Genomic DNA, 19649 nt, shown 5'->3' with positions numbered 1-19649 from the left:
GCCCGCCATAAGGTTCCAGCCGTACGCGGTCGCCAAACGAAACTTTCCTCGCGTGAGCTGCGCTCGCTGGATCATGATCGGCCTAATGCTCACCCCCCCAATGGCTCACCTCGATGATTGATCCTCACGGGCACATGCTCCGCTGCTCATGTATCGCCACGGCGGCGATACGGGCGTCGATACGGGCGTCGATATGTAAGCGATCCAGGCCCGTGTAACTTTTCTGCCGCCTTGGTATTTCTGCGCCACCGCAGTGCCGCTGGATCGGCATCCAGCTTCTTGTTTGTACGCTGTCGTGCAACGATCGCGGCGCCCAAGTCGTGCGGCACGCTTGTTGCTACTTTCCTCAACGGTATTCGTGCGCCCTGGCGCATCAGCAATGACGAGGTGCTGTCTCTTGTAAGCCGAGACTCACCGAAGGAGATCCTGTGAGTACGGCAATCAAGAAGCAAAACGGCGGCGAGGGCGCGAAGTCAGTAGTCCCACGTAGGCCGATCCTGGTGTGCGGCGGAGCGGGTTTTCTGGGTTCGCACCTCTGTGCCCGATTGCTTGCGGAGGGCGAGCCTGTCCTGTGCGTCGACAACTTCTGCACCAGCGATCCCGAATCGGTAGAGCACTTGCTGTCGCATCCGAATTTCGAGCTGATGCGCGGCGATGTCATGTCGCTGGACGAAGGGCAGTTCGGAGACGTGGCTGCAATCTTCAATCTCGCGTGTGCGGCGTCGCCGGTTCTCTATCAGCGCAATCCGCTCGACACCTTCTTCAGCAGCGTGCGTGGCGTGGATACGCTCTTGCGAGTCGCGCGTCGCTGCGGCGTGAAGCTGTTCCAGGCATCCACCAGCGAGATTTACGGACATCCGACCGTTCATCCGCAGTCGGAGCGGTACTGGGGGCACGTCAATACGGTTGGACCACGAGCCTGTTATGACGAAGGCAAGCGTTGCGCCGAGACTCTGTGCTTCATCTACAGGCAAGAGTTTGGGGTGGCCGCGCGCATCGCGCGCATCTTCAACACGTATGGTCCGGGAATGAGCCTCCAGGACGGCCGGGTCGTGATCAACTTCATCTCACAAGCGCTGTCGGATGCGCCGCTCACCGTGTATGGCGATGGCACTCAGACCCGCTCGTTCTGTTACGTCGATGATTTGATCGACGGCATCATGCGCATCATGGGGGCGCCGGAAGACTTTGGCGGACCAGTGAATATCGGCAATCCCGCGGAAATTCGCGTGCGGGAGCTGGCGGAACGCGTGATCAAGCTCACCGGCTCGCGTTCCAGGATTCAAATGCGGCCGTTGCCGGTGGATGACCCGCCGCGTCGACGGCCCGATATCTCACTGGCGATCAGTGCGCTCGACTGGCGGCCACGCACCGATCTCGATGCCGGGTTGATGATGACCATCCGGGATGTGCAGCGGCGGCTGCGACGCGGAGACATGTCACTACGGGGTACAAAGGAACTTTCCAGTGCCGCCACGCCATTAGCGGGAGTGAACGCGATCTAGCAGTGGCCCCGCGGCGTCAATCGACTTCCAACTATCGGAAGTCTCCGCCCATCACGGCATGCTCGATATTGTCGAGGGGCGATGCGCAGGCTTTGCGCGTCCTTGGAATGCGCGGTTCTCGGTGCGCGCCATCGTTCATTCGTTTCAAGGTGGCGCCGTTGACTCTCCGGAACATGGAGCCGTCGTGAGCATGAATCCCCTGGACTCGAATAGAAGGTTGCAGTACGAGCCGGCGCACGACGGGCTGGGTCTGGGAAAGAGTAGCGTCGCAGAGCTCGAGACGGAGCAGGATCAGAGCGAGAAGCAGGGGGGCGATACGCAGGTGGGCGGCTTGGGAAGCCTGGTAGGCGTCTGCCCACCGATGCGTGAGCTGTTTCAGCGAATTCGCCGAGTCGCGCCGACCGCAGTGAGCATATTGCTGACTGGCGAGAGCGGCACGGGCAAGGAATTGGTGGCCGAGACCATACATTCGCTGAGCGCCGGGCGAGATGAACCATTCGTTGCGGTGAACTGCGGCGCCATTCCAGCTACGCTGGTGGAAGCGGAGTTGTTTGGCTACGAGCGCGGCAGTTTCACAGGCGCGATCCGCGCGCAGGCGGGTTACTTCGAGCGCGCCGGTCGAGGTACGTTGTTTCTCGATGAAGCCGGCGAGATGCCGCTGGAGATGCAAGTGAAGTTGCTGCGGGCTTTGGAGTCGCGGCGCTTTACTCGCGTTGGCGGCGAGCGCGAGCTACCGCTACAGGCCAGAGTGATCGCCGCCACCAATCGCCCGTTGTCCGAGGCGCTTTCGGACAACAAGCTGCGAGCCGATCTGATGTACCGGCTGGCCGTGTTTCACCTGCATATCCCGCCATTGCGGCAGCGGGGCGAGGATATCTACCTGCTCGCTCGCAGCTTCCTGCAGAGGCTGAATGAAGCGGAAGGGCGAGAGAAGGCTTTGTCGGCCGACTCGCTGCGCTACCTGCGCCAGCATCATTGGCCGGGCAATGTGCGCGAGCTCTACAACACCGTGCAACGTGCTTTCATCCTTGCCGACCAGCAGCTCGATCTGCGCAGCGCTGCGGATTGCGGTCCGGATCTCGCCATGCCGGGCGCAGACGGGGATGCTGCCGTGACGTTCCGCGATGGCATGTCGCTGGCCGAAGTGGAGCAGGTGGTGATCATCGAGACCCTGCGCCGTTGCGACGACAACAAGACCAAGACCGCCGCCGTGCTGGGTATCAGCCTGAAAACGCTCTATAACCGCTTGAACCAATACCGCGCACTGGCGTAGCGCCGCTGCCGAGCTCGCTGCGCACCTCTTCGATGACACCAGCCCAGTCGCCGGGCCGGCGCTGGCGGAACAAGCGCATGGTGGGATACCAGGGCGAATCGTCGCGGCCGCTCATCCAGCGCCAGTCGGGGTCGTGATCCAGCAGCAGCCATACTGGCAGTCCCAGGGCGCCGGCGAGATGTGCGGTCATCGTATCGACCGTGATGACCAGATTCAGCAAGCGCAGGCGAACGGCCATCTCGGCGAGGTCACGGCACGCAATCGGTGCCGCTGGCAGCTCGCACGGCTCGGAAGGAAATTGCAGATTGAACCATCGGATGTCGGGTAGTGAGGCCAATGGCCGCAGCGTCTCCACGGGAATGGACCGTTGCGTGCGCCAGTCGCCAGAGCGCCAGCAGATGCCGATGCGCCGTGTCCGCAAGCTGCTGCAAGGCGGCGCCGATACATATATATAGGGCAGCGGACCCGGTAGGTCGCTGCTGTCGATGCGCAGGGCGTGCGGCAGTTCCATCAACTCCACGTCGACGTCGTAGTCCACATCCGGCTCGCCTTCATGCAGCGGCAGCAGATGGTCGATGCCGCGCACCGTTCGAAGCAGCGTCAGCAACTGCGGCTGGGCCCACAGAGTGATTTCGGCGGCACGCAATCTTGGTGTCGCGAGCAGCCGGACGAATTGCAGCGTGTCGCCGAGCCCGTGATAGCAGCGAACGAACAGCCGCCGTCCAGCTAGCGGTTCGCCACGCCAGATGAATTGCAGATGACGGGGCCAGCTGTCGCACAGCTCGCCCTTGCGCAGCCGCTGTTTCAGCACGCCGTCACTGATACGCCAGGCGGTCGGGAAATCTCCGCACCGCATGGCCTGCACCCATGCGTCCATGACACGCTACCATGCGAAGCAACGGCCAGGCCCGACTGCCGGCAAGTCGAGATGGTCGGCGAGAGTGGCGCCAATGTCGGCGAAGCTGGCGCGCCTGCCGATCTCGCCACGCGCGATCGAAGGTCCGAAGGCGAGCACCGGGATGCATTCGCGTGTGTGGTCCGAGCCGGGCCAGGTGGGGTCGCAGCCGTGATCGCCCGTAATGACGGCCAGATCCCCGGGGTGAAGCTGCAACAGGAACTCCGGCAGGCGGGCATCGAATTCCTCCAGCGCCGTGGCATATCCGCAGACATCGCGGCGATGACCATACAACGCGTCGAAATCGACCAGATTCACCAGCATCAAGCCACCATCGCCGAGGCGGGGCAGCGCTTCCAGGGCGTGATCGAAGACGTCGTGATTGTCACGCCCCTTCAGTTCCTTGCCGGTGGCCACGTGACAGAACAGGTCGCCGATCTTGCCGACCGAGACCACTTCGCGGCTTTGCTCCCAGGCGCGGCTGAGCAGGGTCGGGAAGGGCGGCGGCACGCCGTAGTCGCGTCGATTCGCCGTGCGCCGGTAACCTTCGGCAGTCGCTACGAAAGGTCGGGCGATCACGCGGCCTATGCGCAGTTCATCGAGCAATTCTCGCGCGATCTCGCAAACCTGATAGAGCCGTTGCAGGCCGAATGCCTGTTCGTGGGCGGCGATCTGAAAGACGCTGTCCGCCGAGGTGTAGCAAATCGGCTTGCCGGTGCGCACGTGTTCGTCACCCAGTTCCTCGATGATGCGGGTCCCCGAGGCATGCTTGTTGCCGAGAATGCCGTCGAGATGGGCGCGTTCACACAAGGCCTCGAGCAACGACTCGGGGAAGCTGCATTCGGTTCTGGAAAAATAGCCCCAGTCGAAGCGCACCGGGTTGCCGGCGATCTCCCAATGACCCGATTGCGAATCCTTGCCCGTCGAGACTTCCGCGGCGGCGCCGGCGCGGCCTTGGAGCCAATGCTCTGCGGCCAAATCCGGCGACACTTCTCCCGTTGCCGTCCGGCAGCATTCGCCGAGTCCGAGTGAAGCCATGTTGGGCACGCGCAGTGGTCCGTGTCTCACTCCGCTGCGATCGGCATCGCCAGCGGCGCAACGCTCCAAGATATGACCGAGCGTGTTCGATCCTTCATCGCCGAAGCTGGCGGCGTCTGGCGCGCCGCCAACGCCGAAGGAATCGAGCACGAGGATGAATGCGCGTGTCATGAGATTGCCACTCTGGATTCGAGGGTGGCCTCGTGGTGATGGAAGGAGATTTTGCCCGGCGCATAGCGCTCGATCATGCTAGCGCAGAACTCGGCGAATAGTTCCGGCTCGCGTGGCGCGCTGGTGTGATGAGGCAGGATGCCCATGTGTTCGGGCGTGAAGCAGAAGGTCACGGTGACGTCGAAGTCCTGCAGCGCTTGCATCTGACGGTCGAACCAGGCGAGCGCGTTCGGTTGAAAGCTGTCGGCCCAGGAGAGTCCGGTGCGCAAGTGCCGCACGCCCAGGCGCTTCAACCAGGCCACGCTCGGCTCGAGACGATGATCCTGATAATGAAACCACTGACAGAGGCCGAGCTCACGGGCGTAGTCGGCGAACTTTTCCAGCGCCAGCTTCGGCGTGCCATCCTCTCGCAACAGGCCCATGTCGAAGTGACGATAGTACGAGGAGCCTTCGGCCTCGCGATGACGCGTGGTCGCCGGCCAGGCTCTGGGCAGATCGTAGAGGCTGTACCAGTGAATGCGTGGCGTGCGGCCGATCAGCAATTCAGCGGTTCTCTCGACGCCCCATGCCTGCACTTCTTCCGCGCCGAAGCTGGATACGCCGACCTCGGTGACCCAGACTGGCAGATGAGTGACCGCGCGGATTTCTTCGATCTTGGCCGGCCACTCGTCAATGCGCCACAGATTCCAGTCGAGCGGGAAGCCGTGCACCGCCACCACGTCGACATGATCGAGCACGCCGCGCGCCTCGAGGTTGCTGATGAATCCTGGATCGATGGGCGAAATGCCGCCGAGCACGCGTGGTAGCGTGGCGTGCGCCGAGCGGATCGCTTCACCGGCAAGGCTGGCGAGGCGCGCGAACCGGCTCCAGTCCGGATCGACTTCGAGATCCCAATGCGACTTGTTATTGGGCTCGTTCCAGATCATCGCCGCTTCGATCATGAGCGCAGTTCCTCGGGGGCCGGATTCGGTTGAGAGTGTCGCGGCGGTGCCGGCGCTGCCGGTTCGTTCAGCATTCGCATGGCTGCGTGATAGCCCTGCAACGTGCCCACGTCCACGTAAGCTTCGCCGGCCTTGCAGCCGAAAGCTTCGCCGCCTCGTTCGAGGTAGGCATTCACCAGCGTGCCGAAGTACTCGTCGTTGCGTTCGGGGCGCAGCCACAACTCGTGCAGCTCGTGAAACACGCATGCCGGCATCTTGAATGCGCCCCAGATCCAGCGCGTGCCGGGATCGCGCTGCTTGACTTTGATCTGGGTGACATGCGTGCCGTCCTCGGCGAGCGCCACCGCATCGAACTGTTCGGGCCGCTCGACAGGGAACAGCACGAACGACAGACGATCGTCGGGCAGCGTGGCGAGCGCGTCTTCGGGAAACCAGATGGTGTCAGGCAAGCCGACCGCCACCGTGTCGTCCGGCGCGATCAGCGGCGCCGCACGAAATACCGCATCGCATAACCCAGCGGGACGGGGCTGCACCACGTACGCAAGCCCGGCACTGCCGAAGCTGGCACCGAAGTATTCGAGGATGTCTGACTTGCCGGCACCGATGACAAAGCAGATCTTGGCGGCGCCGCCCCGGATCATTCTTTCGAGCAGATATTCGCTGACGGCGCGCGGACGATGAACGTCGTCGAGCACCCGGGAGCCCACCGGCAGCAACTCCTTGGAGAAGGCCAGCGGCTGGATGCGGCTGCCTTGTCCGGCAGCGGGAACGATGCCCCACATGCTCATCGCCACATCCTGTCCCGGTCCCGGTCCCAGTCATGTTCATGTTCATGTCCATGTGCATGTGCATGTTCAATGCGGGTGCCCGCGGGTGTTGAGTGCGGCAGCGCTGTGGACGATCGTTCGAGACAGGAAATCAACTGAGCGGCGCGATGTCGGCTCGTGTGCTCATCGAGCGTGCGCTCTCGCGCAGCTCGACCGATGGACTGCAGCTGCGCGTCGCTCATGTCCATGGCAGCAAGCGTGTCGTTCGCGCCGCACGCAGTAAGAATCTGCTGTCCCGGCGAGTAGAACGAATCGAGACCACGCCATTGATCGGACAGCACGGCTGCGCCGCACGCGGCGGCTTCGAACAGGCGGCCCGACGGACACCATCCCATGCGAGCCATGGGCTCGCGGGTGACGTTGAGGGTCAGCCGGCTGGATGAAAGAAATGCGGCGTGCTCGGCGGGCGGCACGTGATGAACGAAATAAACATTCTCGCTCCAGGGAAAATGCTCGGGATATTGCGCGCCGCCAATCAGAAATTTGTCCGCGGGTCGCAGCCGTGCCGGTGATACGAACAACTCTTCGAGCGCCGTTTGCCGGTCGGCGGAATACGTTCCGAGCCACGACAGGTCGGCACGATAGTCAGCGATGGGTGGCACCGGCCGATGAGTGTCCGGGTCGGCGTGTCCGTACAAAGCTTCCACGTGCCGGGCCCCGAGAACGTCGCGAAGTTGCTCGAGCGCCGCACCGCCCGTGTAACTCAGCACGAGATCGAAATCGCGCAGACCTCTGGCGGGAATGTATGCCAGTTCTTTACCGGCCCGCAGGCGATCCAGCGTGATGGGGGTATCCAGATCGTAGAAGACAGCGCGAGGTCCAAGCGCATCGAGGATCTCGTCCGTGGCCGGAATCGCGTCGGCGCAGTATGAGGTCACCATCCCGCAATCGCAGTTCTCCAGCTCGCGCCGCACCCGGGAGCGGATCGATGACCAATCGCCATACAACACCAGCTCACAGTTGCGAAACGTGTCCGGCAGAGATGACCAGTCGCGCGTGTTGGCGTAATAGAGCACATCGCGTTCGAAGAAGATGAACTCGTGTCCCAGTGCCACCAGCGCTTTACCCAAGCCGCGCCACAACGTGGCATGGCCGTTGCCCCACGACGAGCTGATCGTCAGGCCGAAGATCGCAAGCCTCATGCCGCCACCCGCTGATTGATGCCCTCGATGCGCACGCCCCAGTCGCCGAGGCTCACCGTTGAGTACGAAGCAGGATCAATCGCCAGCCGACCATACCCATCGATGGGAGCGTCCAGCCAGTGCATGAGCACCGCGCGAATGACTTCCGCATGCGTCACGATGGCGATAACTCGTCCGGGAAAGTCTTCCCGCCAGCGGTTCAGCTGACGGAGCATTCGTGCTTGCACGTCGGCGATGCGTTCGCCGCTGGGCGTTGCCGCTGAGCTGCGGTGTTCGTTCCAGTAGCGCCAACCGGCATCCCCGGCAAGCTGCGCGAACGTTTGGCCCGACCATGGGCCGAAGTCGATCTCGTCGATCGCATCGGAGCTGACGACCTCACCGCCAGTCAGGGCGGCGATGGCCGCTGCTGTCTGCCGAGCTCGTCGCCGGGGGCTGGCCATGATCAGCAGATCGTCGCGGTGGCGCAGGGCGCTCGCTGTCGCTTCGGCCTGCCGCACACCTTGCGCGTCCAACGGCGCGTCGACTGTCCGTCCGAGCAGCATCTCATCCATGTGCTCGCACCTGGCGTGTCGTACCAGGATGAGCTCGTTGGTCATGATCCGTGTCCTGCGTCGACGCCGGCTGGCCGGCGATGAACTCCAGCGTGAGCTGCCGTGCGATGTGCTCGACGAACTGCTGGGGCGGCGACTTCATGAAATAACTCGAAGGTCCTTGCAAGGCGCCGCCAACGCCGCGGTCCAGCGCGAGCTGCGCGCAACGCACGGCGTCGATGACGACACCGGCGGAATTGGGCGAATCCCACACTTCCAGCTTGAGCTCGATGTTGAGCGGCGTGCCGCCGAACGCCGTGCCCTCCATGCGGATATAGGCCCACTTGCGATCGCTGAGCCATTCGACGTGATCGCTGGGGCCGATGTGGATGTGTCCGGGGGCGATGTCGACCTGGCTGGCGACCGAGCGCGTCTTGGACAGCTTCTTTGATTCCAATCGCTCGCGCTCCAGCATGTTCTTGAAATCGGCGTTGCCGCCGAAGTTCAGCTGGTAGGTGTTGTCGAGCCGCACGCCGCGATCGCGGAACAGATTGGCGAGCACCCGATGCACGATGGTGGCGCCGACCTGGCTCTTGATGTCGTCGCCCACTACGGGCAGGCCGGCCTGCTCGAAGCGCCGACGCCAGTCGGCATCGGAGGCGATGAATACCGGAATGCAATTGACGAATGCGCAGCCCGCTTCCAGGGCTCGCAACGCATACCACTCGGAGGCGTGTTGCGAGCCCACTGGAAGATACGAAACCAGTACCTGCGTGCCGGTGCGCCGCAAGGTCGAGACGATGTCCGCCTCGGGCGCGTTCGATTCGATCAGGTCGTGCTCCATGAAGCGGCCGATGCCGTCGAGCGTGCGTCCCCGTTCGACCGTGACGCCGAGCTTGGGCAGCTTGGTGAATACACGGGTGTTGTTCGGCGGCGCAAGCAAGGCGTCGGCGAGATCCTTGCCGACCTTGTGAGCGCTGATGTCGAAGGCCGATGTCACTTCGATGTCGCGGACGTGATAGCGGCCGACACGCGCATGCATGAGTCCGGGAATGTCCTCATCGTCGTGCGCCTCGCGATAGTAGTGGAGACCTTGCACGAAGGATGAGGCGCAGTTGCCGGCGCCGACGATTCCGACTCTTACCGTGGGTGCGCCCAATGTCGTCTCCTTCGCGATGCCGCCGCGCTAGATGCGCAATATGCGCAATACATGTATGCACGAAGCATGCACAGGTCGCGCCGCTGGCTCGAATCGGCCGATCAGGAGTGAGGCTGTGAAAATGGCATGTAGAAGGTGCGTGTCCCTGTAACTTTTTTGCCCGGTGTGTAGCTGCGGCCGTGGTTGAATCCACTTCGCCGGGGCAATGCACGCCAGTTTTCTGCATCTTCATCTACAGAGAAGCTGCGGCACGCTTGTTGCTACTTCACTCACGCAGCTCAAGGCGCAGCGTTCGAGCTGCGAGGAGATCGTAGTGAGCCCATCCTGGAATTCAGAACCTGCCAGTGCAACCAGTGACGGCATGCGATTGACCTCTGATGCAGTCGTGCTGGTCACTGGCGGTGCCGGATTCATCGGCTCGCATGTCGCTAACTCGCTTGCGGAAGGCGGTTGGCGCGTGCGTGTGATCGATTCGCTTGCGGAGCAGGTGCATGGTGCCGAACCGGGCTTTCCACAACATCTACATTCCGACGTCGAGCGCATTGAGGGCGACATCCGAAATCGCGATACGTTGCGTAGTGCGCTGGCGGGCGTGACGCACGTTTGTCATCTGGCTGCCGCGGTCGGCGTCGGCCAAAGCATGTACCAGATCAACCACTACGTCGATGTGAACAATCGTGGGACCGCACTATTGCTCGAGGCGCTGATCGAGCAGCCCGTGCAAAAGCTGGTGGTCGCTTCCAGTATGAGCGTGTACGGCGAGGGACTGTACTGCTGCCACGGTGTCAGCGGCAATTTCCCAACCTGGGAGCCGCCCTTGCGCTCACGCGAGCAATTGCGCCGTGGCGAGTGGGAGCTGCGCTCGACGGGCGGCATCCTCGAACCGCTGCCGACACCGGAGACCAAGCAAGTGTCTCCCGCGTCGGTATATGCATTGACCAAGTACGATCAGGAGCAGCTCTGCCTGATGTTTGGCGCCGCCTATGACGTGCCGACGGTGGCGTTGCGCTTCTTCAACGCCTACGGCCCCTACCAGGCGTTGTCCAATCCCTACACGGGCGTGCTTGCGATCTTCGCGTCGCGTTGTCTCAACGGCAATCCTCCGCTGATTTTCGAAGATGGCAGGCAGTGCCGCGATTTCGTCAGCGTTCACGATATCGCGCAGGCGTGCCGATTGGCATTGGCGAGTAGCAGTTGCGGAGAAGTGTTCAATGTCGGGTCTGGCGAGTCGCGGTCGGTGCTCGATGTAGCGAACAGCGTGATCGATGTGCTGCAGGCCGGCGTCGAACCGCAGGTGACGGGAAAGTGTCGCTGGGGGGACATCCGGCACTGCTACGCCGATATCGACAAGGCACGCCAGCTGCTCGGCTATCGGCCTCGAGTGAGCTTCGAGGACGGCCTGCGAGAGCTGGCCGAATGGTTGTCGCGCGCTCCAGCGCTGGATCAGTTCATGATCGCGAATGCCGAGCTCGAGCGCAGGGGATTGACGCTGTGAGCGCGTCGGCCTCAGGCGCAGGTTGCGCTGTTCTGATCACCGGCGGGGCGGGATTCGTAGGCACCAATCTCGCGGCACGGCTGATGGAGCGGGGCGAACGAGTGCGAATTTTCGACTCCCTGGATCGCGCGGGCAGCGAAAAGAATCTCGCCTGGCTGAGCGAACGCTACGGCGAGCAGATGCGCTTCATTCACGGCGACGTAAGGAACGCGAGCGCGCTGGATGCGGCGTTACACGGGATCGAACACGTGGTTCATCTGGCTGCGCAAGTGGCAGTCACCAGCAGCCTGACCAGCCCGGCCTTTGATTTCGACGTCAACGCGTTCGGCACGCTCAACCTGCTGGAGGCGCTACGCCGTTGCCCGCAAGCGCCGAGCTTGTTGTTCACTTCAACCAACAAGGTTTACGGCACGCTCGACGATCTGGTGCTGGAAGCGCACGCGACTCGCTACATGCCGGTTGATCGGCACACGCAGCTGCGCGGTATCAATGAGGGGCGGCACCTGGATTTTCATAGCCCGTATGGTTGTTCCAAGGGCGCGGCCGACCAGTATGTGCTCGACTACTCGCGCGGCTACGGCCTGCGGACGGCAGTGTTTCGCATGAGCTGCATCTATGGTCCCCATCAGTTCGGCAACGAAGACCAGGGATGGGTCGCACACATGGCGCGCAATGCGCTGGGTGGCGAGCCGATCACCATCTATGGCGACGGCATGCAGGTGCGGGACGTGTTGTTCGTCGACGATCTGCTGGATGCCTTCGACTGCGCACGCCGGGCCATGCCTGCACTGAGCGGGCAAGCATTCAACATAGGCGGCGGTCCGACGAACACCACCAGCGTGGTCGAGTTGATCGGGCGGCTGGAGACGCAGCTGAATCATCCCATCGATGTGTCCTACGGAGCATGGCGCATAGGCGATCAACGTTATTACGTTTCCGATACGAGCCGCTTCGAAGCGGCCACGGGCTGGCATCCGCGTGTATCAGTGGACGAGGGAACCGCCAATCTGTGCGAGTGGCTGAGAGCGTCGGCGCTACTCGCATTGCGGCCGACTGAGCCGACGACAGCAGCGATGCAGTTTTCGGGAGCGACCAGATGAGCGCCGGGCACACGCAGCGGGCGGCGACACTGGTCCGTCCGATGACCAGCCATGTTCAAGAAGTGGCATTGTCCAAGCCCGGTCAGAACGAAGTGCGAGTGCGGCTGCAAGGCTGCGGCGTGTGTGCATCCAATATTCCGGTGTGGGAGGGCCGTCAATGGTTCAACTATCCGCTGGAAGCGGGGTCGCCCGGTCACGAAGGCTGGGGGCTGGTGGATGCCGTCGGTGCTGGCGTCGACGATATTGACGTCGGACAGCGTGTCGCGCTCATGTCGGGGCACGCATATGCCGAGTACGACGTAGCTTCGCGCGACTGTGTCGTACCGTTACCCCAGGAGCTGGACGACGAGCCATTTCCGGGCGAGCCGCTCGGCTGCGCGATGAACATTTTCGAGCGCAGTGAGATCCGCTCGGGTCAACGAGTCGCTGTCGTCGGTGCGGGCTTTCTTGGGTTGCTCCTCACCCAGCTCGCCGCCGACGCCGGCGCTGAGGTCCTGGTGTTGTCGCACCGGCCGTTCGCACTGCAGCTCGCACAGGCAATGGACGCGGATGAAATATTGCTTACCACCGATGATAGCGGCGACGCGGAACGCGCCATCAGGATTGCCGATGGCATCGGGTTCGACCGCGTGATCGAAGTCGGCGGGACGCAGCGCTCTCTGGATTTGTCGAGCGAGATCTGCGCCGAGCGGGCACGCCTGATCATCGCGGGATATCACCAGGATGGACCGCGCCAGGTCAACATGCAGCAGTGGAACTGGCGCGGCCTGGATGTGGTGAACGCGCACGAACGCGCCACGGATCGCTATGTGAGCGGCGTCAACAAAGCCATTCAGGCGGCGCTGGCAGGGCGGCTCGATCCTTTTCCTTTACTGACGCATACGGTGACGCTGCAATCGATGGACCAGGGCTTCAAGCTCATGCGCGAGCGGCCCGACGGCTTCGTCAAAGCGCTGCTGATCAACGAGGTGAACGCGTGAGCGCCCAGATTCAGACGGAGCTCGATCCGAAGCCCGTCATCAGGCTTGCGTCCTCGCGGGTCGTGCATCGAGTACTGCGTCGTCCGCGCGTCGGGTTCGTGGGCCTGGGATGGATCGGAAGAAAACGCCTGGATGCGCTCGCGGACGAGATCGAGGTGGCCGCGTTGGTCGACAACGATACGCATCGCCTGAATGCGGCATCGACGTCATATCCAGACGCTATTGCCACTAAAGATCTCGATCGCATGTTGGGCGAGGATCTGGATGGCGTGGTGATCGCCACGCCCAATGGTCTGCATGCGGCGCAAGCTGTTGCCTGCCTGGAACGCGGCCTTGCTGTGTTCTGCCAGAAGCCGCTTGCCACGACGCTTCGCGATGTAGGCAGGATCATCGATAGCGCGCAACGCAGCGATCGCTTGCTGGGAGTCGACTTTTGCTACCGCCATGTCGACGGCATGGATGAGCTGCGTCGCCGTGTGCTCAGTGGCGCCATCGGTCAGATCGTCAGCATCGATCTGACGTTTCATAACGCTTATGGTCCGGATAAAGCCTGGTGCCAGAACCGGACGCTCGCGGGCGGAGGTTGCATGATGGATCTGGGCGTGCACCTGCTTGATCTCGCGCTATGGCTGCAAGGCATGCCATGCATGGAGCGAGTCCGTAGCCGCATATTCGCGCAGGGTGCGCCGGTTTGCGGCGATGCTATGGAGGATCTGGCGTATGCGGAGTTCATTCAGGCCAACGGTGCCATGGTGCGGCTGGCGTGCTCGTGGCATGCGCACATCGGTCAACCTGCAATGATCCAGGTCGCATTGAGCGGAACGCGTGGCGGCGCGCTGTGGAACAACGTCGCTGGTTCCTTCTATGACTTCGAGTTGCGAATGTTTCGAGGCACCGAGTGCGAGCGGCTTGGGTCGCATCCCGATGATTGGGGGCCACGCGCGTTGCGACAATGGTTGTGCCAATTGCAGATCGACGCGGGCTTCGATGCGGCAGCCGAGGATTACCTTCGCAGCGCTGCGCTGATCGAAGAGGTGTATCGGGCATGAAAGTGCTCATGACGGCCGATGCGGTGGGCGGCGTCTGGAGCTACGCGATGACGCTGTGCGCGTCGCTGCAGTCGCATGGAGTCGATGTAACGCTCGCGACGCTCGGGCCACGTCCTACTGCGGAGCAAGCGCGGACCGCGGCGGCATTGAACAACGTGCGACTGTTCGAATCCGACTATCGACTGGAGTGGATGCCTGAAGGCTGGAAGGATCAGGACGCAGCCGGACAATGGCTGCTGCAGCTGGCGGACGCCGAAGCTGCCGATGTGGTGCATGTGAATGGATATTCCCTGGCAGCGCTACGCTGGCGCAGACCGACAGTCTGCGTTGCTCACTCGTGCGTGTCGTCCTGGTGGAGAGCAGTGCACGGCGTTGCTCCATCCATCAAGTGGCAAGCTTATCGCTGCGGCGTCGTGGCTGGATTGAACAGCGCTGACCAGGTCGTTGCGCCAACGCAGGCATTTCTGGCCGAGTTGAAAGGCTGCTATCAGGGAGGCTGGCAGGGTAGCTGGTCGGCGCGCGTCATCTACAACGGTATGGCCTCCGACAATGATGCCGCCGATACGGGGCGGCGCCGGCCCATCGTATTCGCGTGCGGACGGCCGTGGGATGCGGCCAAGAACATGGGAGTGCTCGACGAAGCAGCCCGGGAGCTGCCGTGGCCTGTGTATCTCGCAGGTGATCTCAGAGGCCCAGACGGTTCGCGGTTTGCCAGTTCGTCACTGCGTGCGCTCGGTTCGCTGCCGGGCAACGAAGTCGTGTCATGGCTGCGTCAGGGAAGCATCTTCGTCCATCCGGCTTTATACGAACCGTTTGGACTCGCGGTAGCGGAAGCCGCGGCGTCGGGTTGTGCGCTTGTTCTCGCGGACATCCCAACCTTGCGCGAGCTTTGGGACGGCGCGGCCGAGTTCTTTGATCCTCGTGATGCACGCGAGCTGAGCGTTGCCGTCAATGCATTGATTGCAGATCCAATGCGTCGCCGCGAGCTTGGCATTGCTGCTCGCCAGCGCGCGGCCGGTTACTCCGCACGAGCGATGGCGGGCCGCTACTGCGAGCTTTACAAAACACTGATCGGCGCGTCGCAGCGCCGCCTGGAGGATGGAGGGGAGCGGTTCGGCATGGCCCCTTCGTCATCGCGTAGCACGCAGGCACAGGCGGTGCGGGTATGAAGTTCGTCTTGTTCTATCACTCGCTCGTTTCAGATTGGAATCACGGCAACGCCCATTTCCTGCGCGGAGTGGTCAGCGAGCTGCTAGACCGTAGCCACACTGTGCACGTGTACGAACCCGCTGACGGTTGGAGCCTCGGCAATCTGCGGACGGAACGTGGCGTGGCGATCGATGAGTTTCATGTGGCCTTTCCGGAGCTGAGCAGCCGGTTCTACGAACTCGAGACGCTCGATCTCGATGCGGTACTCGAGGGTGCAGACGTGGTGATCGTGCATGAATGGAATGAACCCGAGCTGATTGCTCGCATCGGTGAGCATGCGGCGCGCACCGGCTGCAAAGCCCTGTTCCATGACACTCACCATCGCAGCGTGACGGATGTTGAGAGCATGGCGTCGCTCGATCTGCGTCACTATCACGGCGTGCTGGCCTTCGGTCGCACGGTGGCCGAGCGATACCGCGAGCATGGCTGGGCGCGCGAGACGTGGGTGTGGCACGAGGCGGCCGACCTGCGTCGCTTCCATCCACTGCCGCGTACCGAGTGCGCCGGCGATTTGGTTTGGGTGGGGAATTGGGGTGATGACGAGCGCGGCGCCGAGCTTGTGGAATTTCTGATCGAGCCGGCCGAGCGGCTTGGACTGAATGCAACGGTCCATGGCGTGCGCTATCCACAACATGCCCTTCACACGCTGCGTGGTGCAGGCATTCGTCACGACGGTTGGTTGCCAAATCACAAGGTGCCCGGGGTGTTCGCGCGGTATCGCTGCACCGTGCACGTTCCAAGACAAGCGTATGTGCAGCAGCTACGAGGCATTCCCACCATTCGGATGTTCGAAGCCTTGAGTTGCGGCATCCCGTTGATCAGCGCGCCCTGGTATGACGACGAGGAGCTTTTTCGCACCGGCACGGATTACTTGATGGCGGCTGACGGAAGGCAGATGCAGCGGCATCTGCGGGCGGTACTCACGGATACAGAGTTGTCGGCGAGCCTGGTTCGTCACGGGTTGGAGACCATCCGTACCCGGCATTCGTGTGCCCACCGTGTCGACGAGTTACTGAGCATCGTCGGCACGCCGGGCGCACGCAGGGCCCATCCCGCGAAGGCAAGAGAAGCGCTGGAGATGTCAGCATGACTGCGCGCGTCAAGGTTGCGATGTTCGGTTCGAGCCTCGTGTCGGCATACTGGAACGGGGCGGCCACGTACTACCGGGGCATTATTCGGGCGCTCGATCGCTGCGGCTTCGATGTGACGTTCTTTGAGCCTGATGCCTATCAGCGTCAGCAGCATCGCGACATTGCCGACCCGCATTGGGCGAGGGTAGTGGTCTATCCCGCCACGCAGGACGGCATGGAGGCCGCGCTCGAACAGGCGCGCGACGCCGATGTGGTCGTCAAAGCGAGCGGGGTGGGCGTGTTCGATGAGGAACTGGAAGCCGAGGTGCCGCTGCTCAAGCGAGCGACGAACACTATTGTGTTCTGGGATGTCGATGCGCCGGCGACGCTGGAGAGAATGCGTGAGAACGCCGGCGATCCGTTTCACGCGGAGGTGCGCCGTTATGATCTGGTGCTGACTTATGGCGGTGGTCCGCCCGTCATCGACGGCTATCAGCGATTCGGCGCTCGGCAGTGCGTGCCGATCTACAACGCACTGGATCCGGAGACACACTTCCCAGCGGACCCCGACCCACGCTTCTGCGGAACGCTCGGTTTTCTAGGCAATCGCTTGCCGGATCGGGAGGCGCGCGTTCGCGAATTTTTCCTGAACCCGGCGGCGCAACTGCCGGACCTGCGCTTTGTGATGGGCGGCAGTGGCTGGGAGCGGGATGTGGCGTTGAGCGCCAACGTTTGCAATGTCGGTCACGTGTACACGCACGAACACAATGCCTTCAATTGCTCGACGCTCGCGGTGCTGAACGTCAATCGCGACAGCATGGCTCGCACGGGTTATTCGCCACCTACGCGAGTGTTCGAGGCCGCCGGAGCCGGTGCTTGCCTCGTCTGCGACGCGTGGGATGGATTGGCGGAATTTCTGGAGCCAGGGCGCGAAGTGCTCCGGGTGAGCAGTGGCGAAGAAGTGGTTGCACTTCTGCTTGGGTTGACGCCAGACACGGCTCGCCGCATTGGCGACCGTGCACGCCGCAGAGTGCTTGCAGAGCACACTTACAATAACCGTGCACGAGAAGTGCAGCGGCTGTTGCTCGATGAGCTTGCAGTCGGCGCCACTTTCGCGCGCCGTGGAAAGGAACAAGCCAGTGCGTCCCTCTGACGAGATCATTTTCATCGGCTTGTCCATCACGTCCTCGTGGGGCAACGGGCACGCCTCGACCTACCGTTCGCTGATCCGTGGCCTGCACGGCCTCGGCCATCGAGTCTTGTTCCTGGAATGCGACCAGCCGTGGTACGCGAGCAATCGCGATGCGCCCGTGCTGCAGTACTGCAAGTCACGGCTGTATTCGGATTTCGAAGAGCTGCGCGAGCGGTATACGCAGCGCATTCGTGCCGCAGGCGCGGTCGTGGTCGGGTCGTATGTATACGACGGCCGGCGCGTGTGTGATTGGGTGCTGGAGCATGCGGGTGGAATCAAGCTGTTCTATGACATCGACACTCCGGTGACGCTGGCAAAGCTGCGCAACGATCAATGTGACTATCTGGCGCTGTCGCAGGTGCCCGAGTTCGATGTGATGCTGAGCTTCAGCGGCGGCCCGACGCTGCTACGCCTGCAGGAGGAGTTCGGCGCACGCAAGGCCCGAGCCCTTTATTGCAGTGTCGATGTCGAGCAGCATCGACCGGTGCCGCACCGGCGTGAGATCGACTTGGGCTACCTGGGCACCTATAGCGATGATCGTCAGGCGGCCCTGGAGGAGTTGTTGAACCAGCCAGCGCGGCGCCTGCCGCGATCACGATTCGCGGTGGTTGGCGCTCAGTATCCCGAGGGTTTGAGCTGGCCTCGCAACGTGCAACGAATCGACCACATGGCGCCCGATGCACATGCAGATTTCTTCGGACGGCAGCGATTCACGCTGAATCTGACTCGCGCGGACATGCGCCGCGCCGGCTATGCACCGAGCGTGCGGTTGTTCGAGGCGGCGGCTTGCGGTACGCCGATCATCTCGGATGACTGGCCCGGGCTCAGCGACCTGCTGGCGCCGGGCAAGGAAATTCTGCTGGCGCATTGCGCCGGCGATGTTACTTCCCTGTTGCGCGACATGGATCAAGGGGAGGCACAACGAATCGCGGACGCGGCCAGGGAACGGATTCAGGCGGAGCACAGCAGCGAGCGGCGCGCCTTGCAGCTCGAGCGTTATCTCAGCGAGAGCAATGTTCGCGGGCCGGCCCGGGGCCGGCATGCCGTGGTCGCGGCCGGGTCCATGGCCGCGACCAGTTGATGCGAGGCGATCAAACGATGATGCAAGCGAAGTCTTCGATACACGAGCAGATCGCCGCGCTGGGGCCCTGGTTTCACAACCTGCACCTGCCCGATGGCTCGCAGACTTCGCCCGGTCATCCGTTCGGCGACTTTCCTTCGTTCAAGTGGCGGCATCTGGCCCGGGCGGTACCGGAGGATTTGAGCGGCTGGTCGGTGCTGGACATCGGCTGCAACGGCGGCTTCTACAGTTTCGAGCTGGCACGCCGCGGCGCGCAGGTGGTGGGAGTCGATGTCGAGCCTTTGTATCTGCGACAGGCACGCTGGGCCGCCCGGCAATTCGGCTTGGACGGGCAGATCGAATTCATCGAGGGCGATGTCTATCGACTGCTGAACAGCCGCCAGCGCTTCGACCTGGTGTGGTTCACCGGCGTGTTCTATCACTTGCGCTATCCGACGCTGGCCCTCGATCTCGTGCGGCGTGCGACCTCACGCTTGATGATGTTTCAGAGCATGTCCATGCCCGGCGAATCTCAGCAATCGGTGCCTCGGGATCTGCCGTTGCACGGACGCGAGGCGATGCTGTCGGAAGCCTGGCCCAAGATGGCGTTCGTCGAGCATCGCGTGGCCGAAGACGACAGCAACTGGTGGGTGCCCAATGCCATGTGCGTCGAGGCCATGCTACGGTCGGCGGGTTTCGCAGTGATTGCACGTCCCGAGCACGAATTCTATGTGTGTCGTCCGGTGCTCATCCCACCGGCATCACGGCGCGATCTGGACAATCTGCAAGCATTGCTTGCGGATCGTCCTGCCGGCCTCTGAACCAACATGCCGCGTGCTGGTTTGCCATGCCCCCTGCGCGGCGTTTAGTTTCGTATACTAAATCGCCGCAGGATCAGCGTGTGTGGCTGATCCGGCCGACCCGGTCCGGGACAACTTGACGTAGTAGGGCCCCGCTTGGTGGGCGGCCAGGCGCACGGCCACCGGTCTACCGAAACCCCGCATCGACCCCGA

At 62.7% G+C, this 19649-nt stretch carries 18 protein-coding genes; 11 read left to right on the top strand and 7 right to left on the bottom strand.

What is annotated here, in order from left to right; genetic code table 11:
• Nucleotides 1-428 precede the first annotated feature (428 nt).
• A complete protein-coding gene (locus VGE08_RS01215; RefSeq protein WP_331066021.1) occupies nt 429-1505 on the top strand; it encodes a UDP-glucuronic acid decarboxylase family protein in 1077 nt (358 codons plus the stop codon).
• A 190-nt stretch (nt 1506-1695) separates the two neighbouring features.
• Complete coding sequence (locus VGE08_RS01210; protein ID WP_331066076.1) at nt 1696-2778, top strand: sigma-54 dependent transcriptional regulator; 1083 nt, start codon at nt 1696-1698, stop codon at nt 2776-2778.
• Here the strand turns inward: VGE08_RS01210 and VGE08_RS01205 are convergent.
• From VGE08_RS01205 to VGE08_RS01175, 7 genes are read right to left on the bottom strand one after another with little or no spacing between them, the layout of a single operon-like run.
• Nucleotides 2726-3655 (bottom strand): hypothetical protein, encoded by a 930-nt coding sequence (locus VGE08_RS01205; RefSeq protein WP_331066020.1) that lies wholly within the window; start codon nt 3653-3655, stop codon nt 2726-2728. The two genes, VGE08_RS01210 and VGE08_RS01205, sit on opposite strands and share 53 nt — an antisense overlap.
• A gap of 6 nt (nt 3656-3661) precedes the next feature.
• Nucleotides 3662-4882, bottom strand: a complete 1221-nt coding sequence (locus VGE08_RS01200; protein WP_331066019.1) for a phosphopentomutase — start codon at nt 4880-4882, stop codon at nt 3662-3664.
• Entirely contained in the window at nt 4879-5823 is a 945-nt protein-coding gene (locus VGE08_RS01195; RefSeq protein WP_331066018.1) for a hypothetical protein, read from the bottom strand. The genes VGE08_RS01200 and VGE08_RS01195 overlap by 4 nt, the downstream gene beginning before the upstream one ends.
• Nucleotides 5820-6605 (bottom strand): sugar phosphate nucleotidyltransferase, encoded by a 786-nt coding sequence (locus VGE08_RS01190; protein WP_349258592.1) that lies wholly within the window; start codon nt 6603-6605, stop codon nt 5820-5822. Before VGE08_RS01190 ends, VGE08_RS01195 begins: the two co-directional genes overlap by 4 nt.
• Before the next feature lie 2 nt (nt 6606-6607).
• Nucleotides 6608-7792: a CgeB family protein gene (locus VGE08_RS01185; protein ID WP_331066016.1), complete on the bottom strand. Its 1185-nt coding sequence runs from the start codon at nt 7790-7792 to the stop codon at nt 6608-6610.
• The gene (locus VGE08_RS01180) at nt 7789-8388 is read right to left on the bottom strand and encodes a histidine phosphatase family protein (RefSeq protein WP_331066015.1); all 600 of its coding nucleotides are present in this window, start codon (nt 8386-8388) and stop codon (nt 7789-7791) included. The genes VGE08_RS01185 and VGE08_RS01180 overlap by 4 nt, the downstream gene beginning before the upstream one ends.
• Entirely contained in the window at nt 8336-9481 is a 1146-nt protein-coding gene (locus VGE08_RS01175; protein ID WP_331066014.1) for an inositol-3-phosphate synthase, read from the bottom strand. The genes VGE08_RS01180 and VGE08_RS01175 overlap by 53 nt, the downstream gene beginning before the upstream one ends.
• Before the next feature lie 361 nt (nt 9482-9842).
• Between VGE08_RS01175 and VGE08_RS01170 the strand changes: the two genes are divergently transcribed.
• Genes VGE08_RS01170 through VGE08_RS01130 form a run of 9 tightly spaced genes read left to right on the top strand, consistent with a single transcriptional unit; the run spans nt 9843 to nt 19457 of the window.
• The gene (locus tag VGE08_RS01170; protein ID WP_331066013.1) at nt 9843-10976 is read left to right on the top strand and encodes an SDR family NAD(P)-dependent oxidoreductase; all 1134 of its coding nucleotides are present in this window, start codon (nt 9843-9845) and stop codon (nt 10974-10976) included.
• Nucleotides 10973-12076 (top strand): NAD-dependent epimerase/dehydratase family protein, encoded by a 1104-nt coding sequence (locus VGE08_RS01165; protein ID WP_331066012.1) that lies wholly within the window; start codon nt 10973-10975, stop codon nt 12074-12076. The genes VGE08_RS01170 and VGE08_RS01165 overlap by 4 nt, the downstream gene beginning before the upstream one ends.
• Entirely contained in the window at nt 12073-13056 is a 984-nt protein-coding gene (locus tag VGE08_RS01160) for an MDR/zinc-dependent alcohol dehydrogenase-like family protein (protein ID WP_331066011.1), read from the top strand. The genes VGE08_RS01165 and VGE08_RS01160 overlap by 4 nt, the downstream gene beginning before the upstream one ends.
• The gene (locus tag VGE08_RS01155) at nt 13053-14105 is read left to right on the top strand and encodes a Gfo/Idh/MocA family oxidoreductase (RefSeq protein WP_331066010.1); all 1053 of its coding nucleotides are present in this window, start codon (nt 13053-13055) and stop codon (nt 14103-14105) included. Before VGE08_RS01160 ends, VGE08_RS01155 begins: the two co-directional genes overlap by 4 nt.
• Nucleotides 14102-15274 carry a glycosyltransferase family 4 protein gene (locus tag VGE08_RS01150; RefSeq protein ID WP_331066009.1) on the top strand — a complete coding sequence of 391 codons (1173 nt, stop codon included), beginning with the start codon at nt 14102-14104 and terminating at the stop codon, nt 15272-15274. Before VGE08_RS01155 ends, VGE08_RS01150 begins: the two co-directional genes overlap by 4 nt.
• Nucleotides 15271-16404, top strand: a complete 1134-nt coding sequence (locus VGE08_RS01145) for a CgeB family protein (protein ID WP_331066008.1) — start codon at nt 15271-15273, stop codon at nt 16402-16404. Before VGE08_RS01150 ends, VGE08_RS01145 begins: the two co-directional genes overlap by 4 nt.
• Nucleotides 16401-17537 carry a CgeB family protein gene (locus VGE08_RS01140; RefSeq protein ID WP_331066007.1) on the top strand — a complete coding sequence of 379 codons (1137 nt, stop codon included), beginning with the start codon at nt 16401-16403 and terminating at the stop codon, nt 17535-17537. Before VGE08_RS01145 ends, VGE08_RS01140 begins: the two co-directional genes overlap by 4 nt.
• Nucleotides 17524-18657: a CgeB family protein gene (locus tag VGE08_RS01135; RefSeq protein ID WP_331066006.1), complete on the top strand. Its 1134-nt coding sequence runs from the start codon at nt 17524-17526 to the stop codon at nt 18655-18657. Before VGE08_RS01140 ends, VGE08_RS01135 begins: the two co-directional genes overlap by 14 nt.
• Nucleotides 18658-18677: 20 nt before the next feature.
• Nucleotides 18678-19457, top strand: a complete 780-nt coding sequence (locus VGE08_RS01130) for a TIGR04290 family methyltransferase (protein ID WP_331066005.1) — start codon at nt 18678-18680, stop codon at nt 19455-19457.
• The last annotated feature ends 192 nt before the right edge of the window (nt 19458-19649 follow it).

Source organism: Steroidobacter sp., from assembly GCF_036406195.1.
GTDB lineage: Bacteria > Pseudomonadota > Gammaproteobacteria > Steroidobacterales > Steroidobacteraceae > Steroidobacter.
Note: the sequence above shows the minus strand (reverse complement) of the source record. Positions and strands in the feature narration are given on the sequence as shown.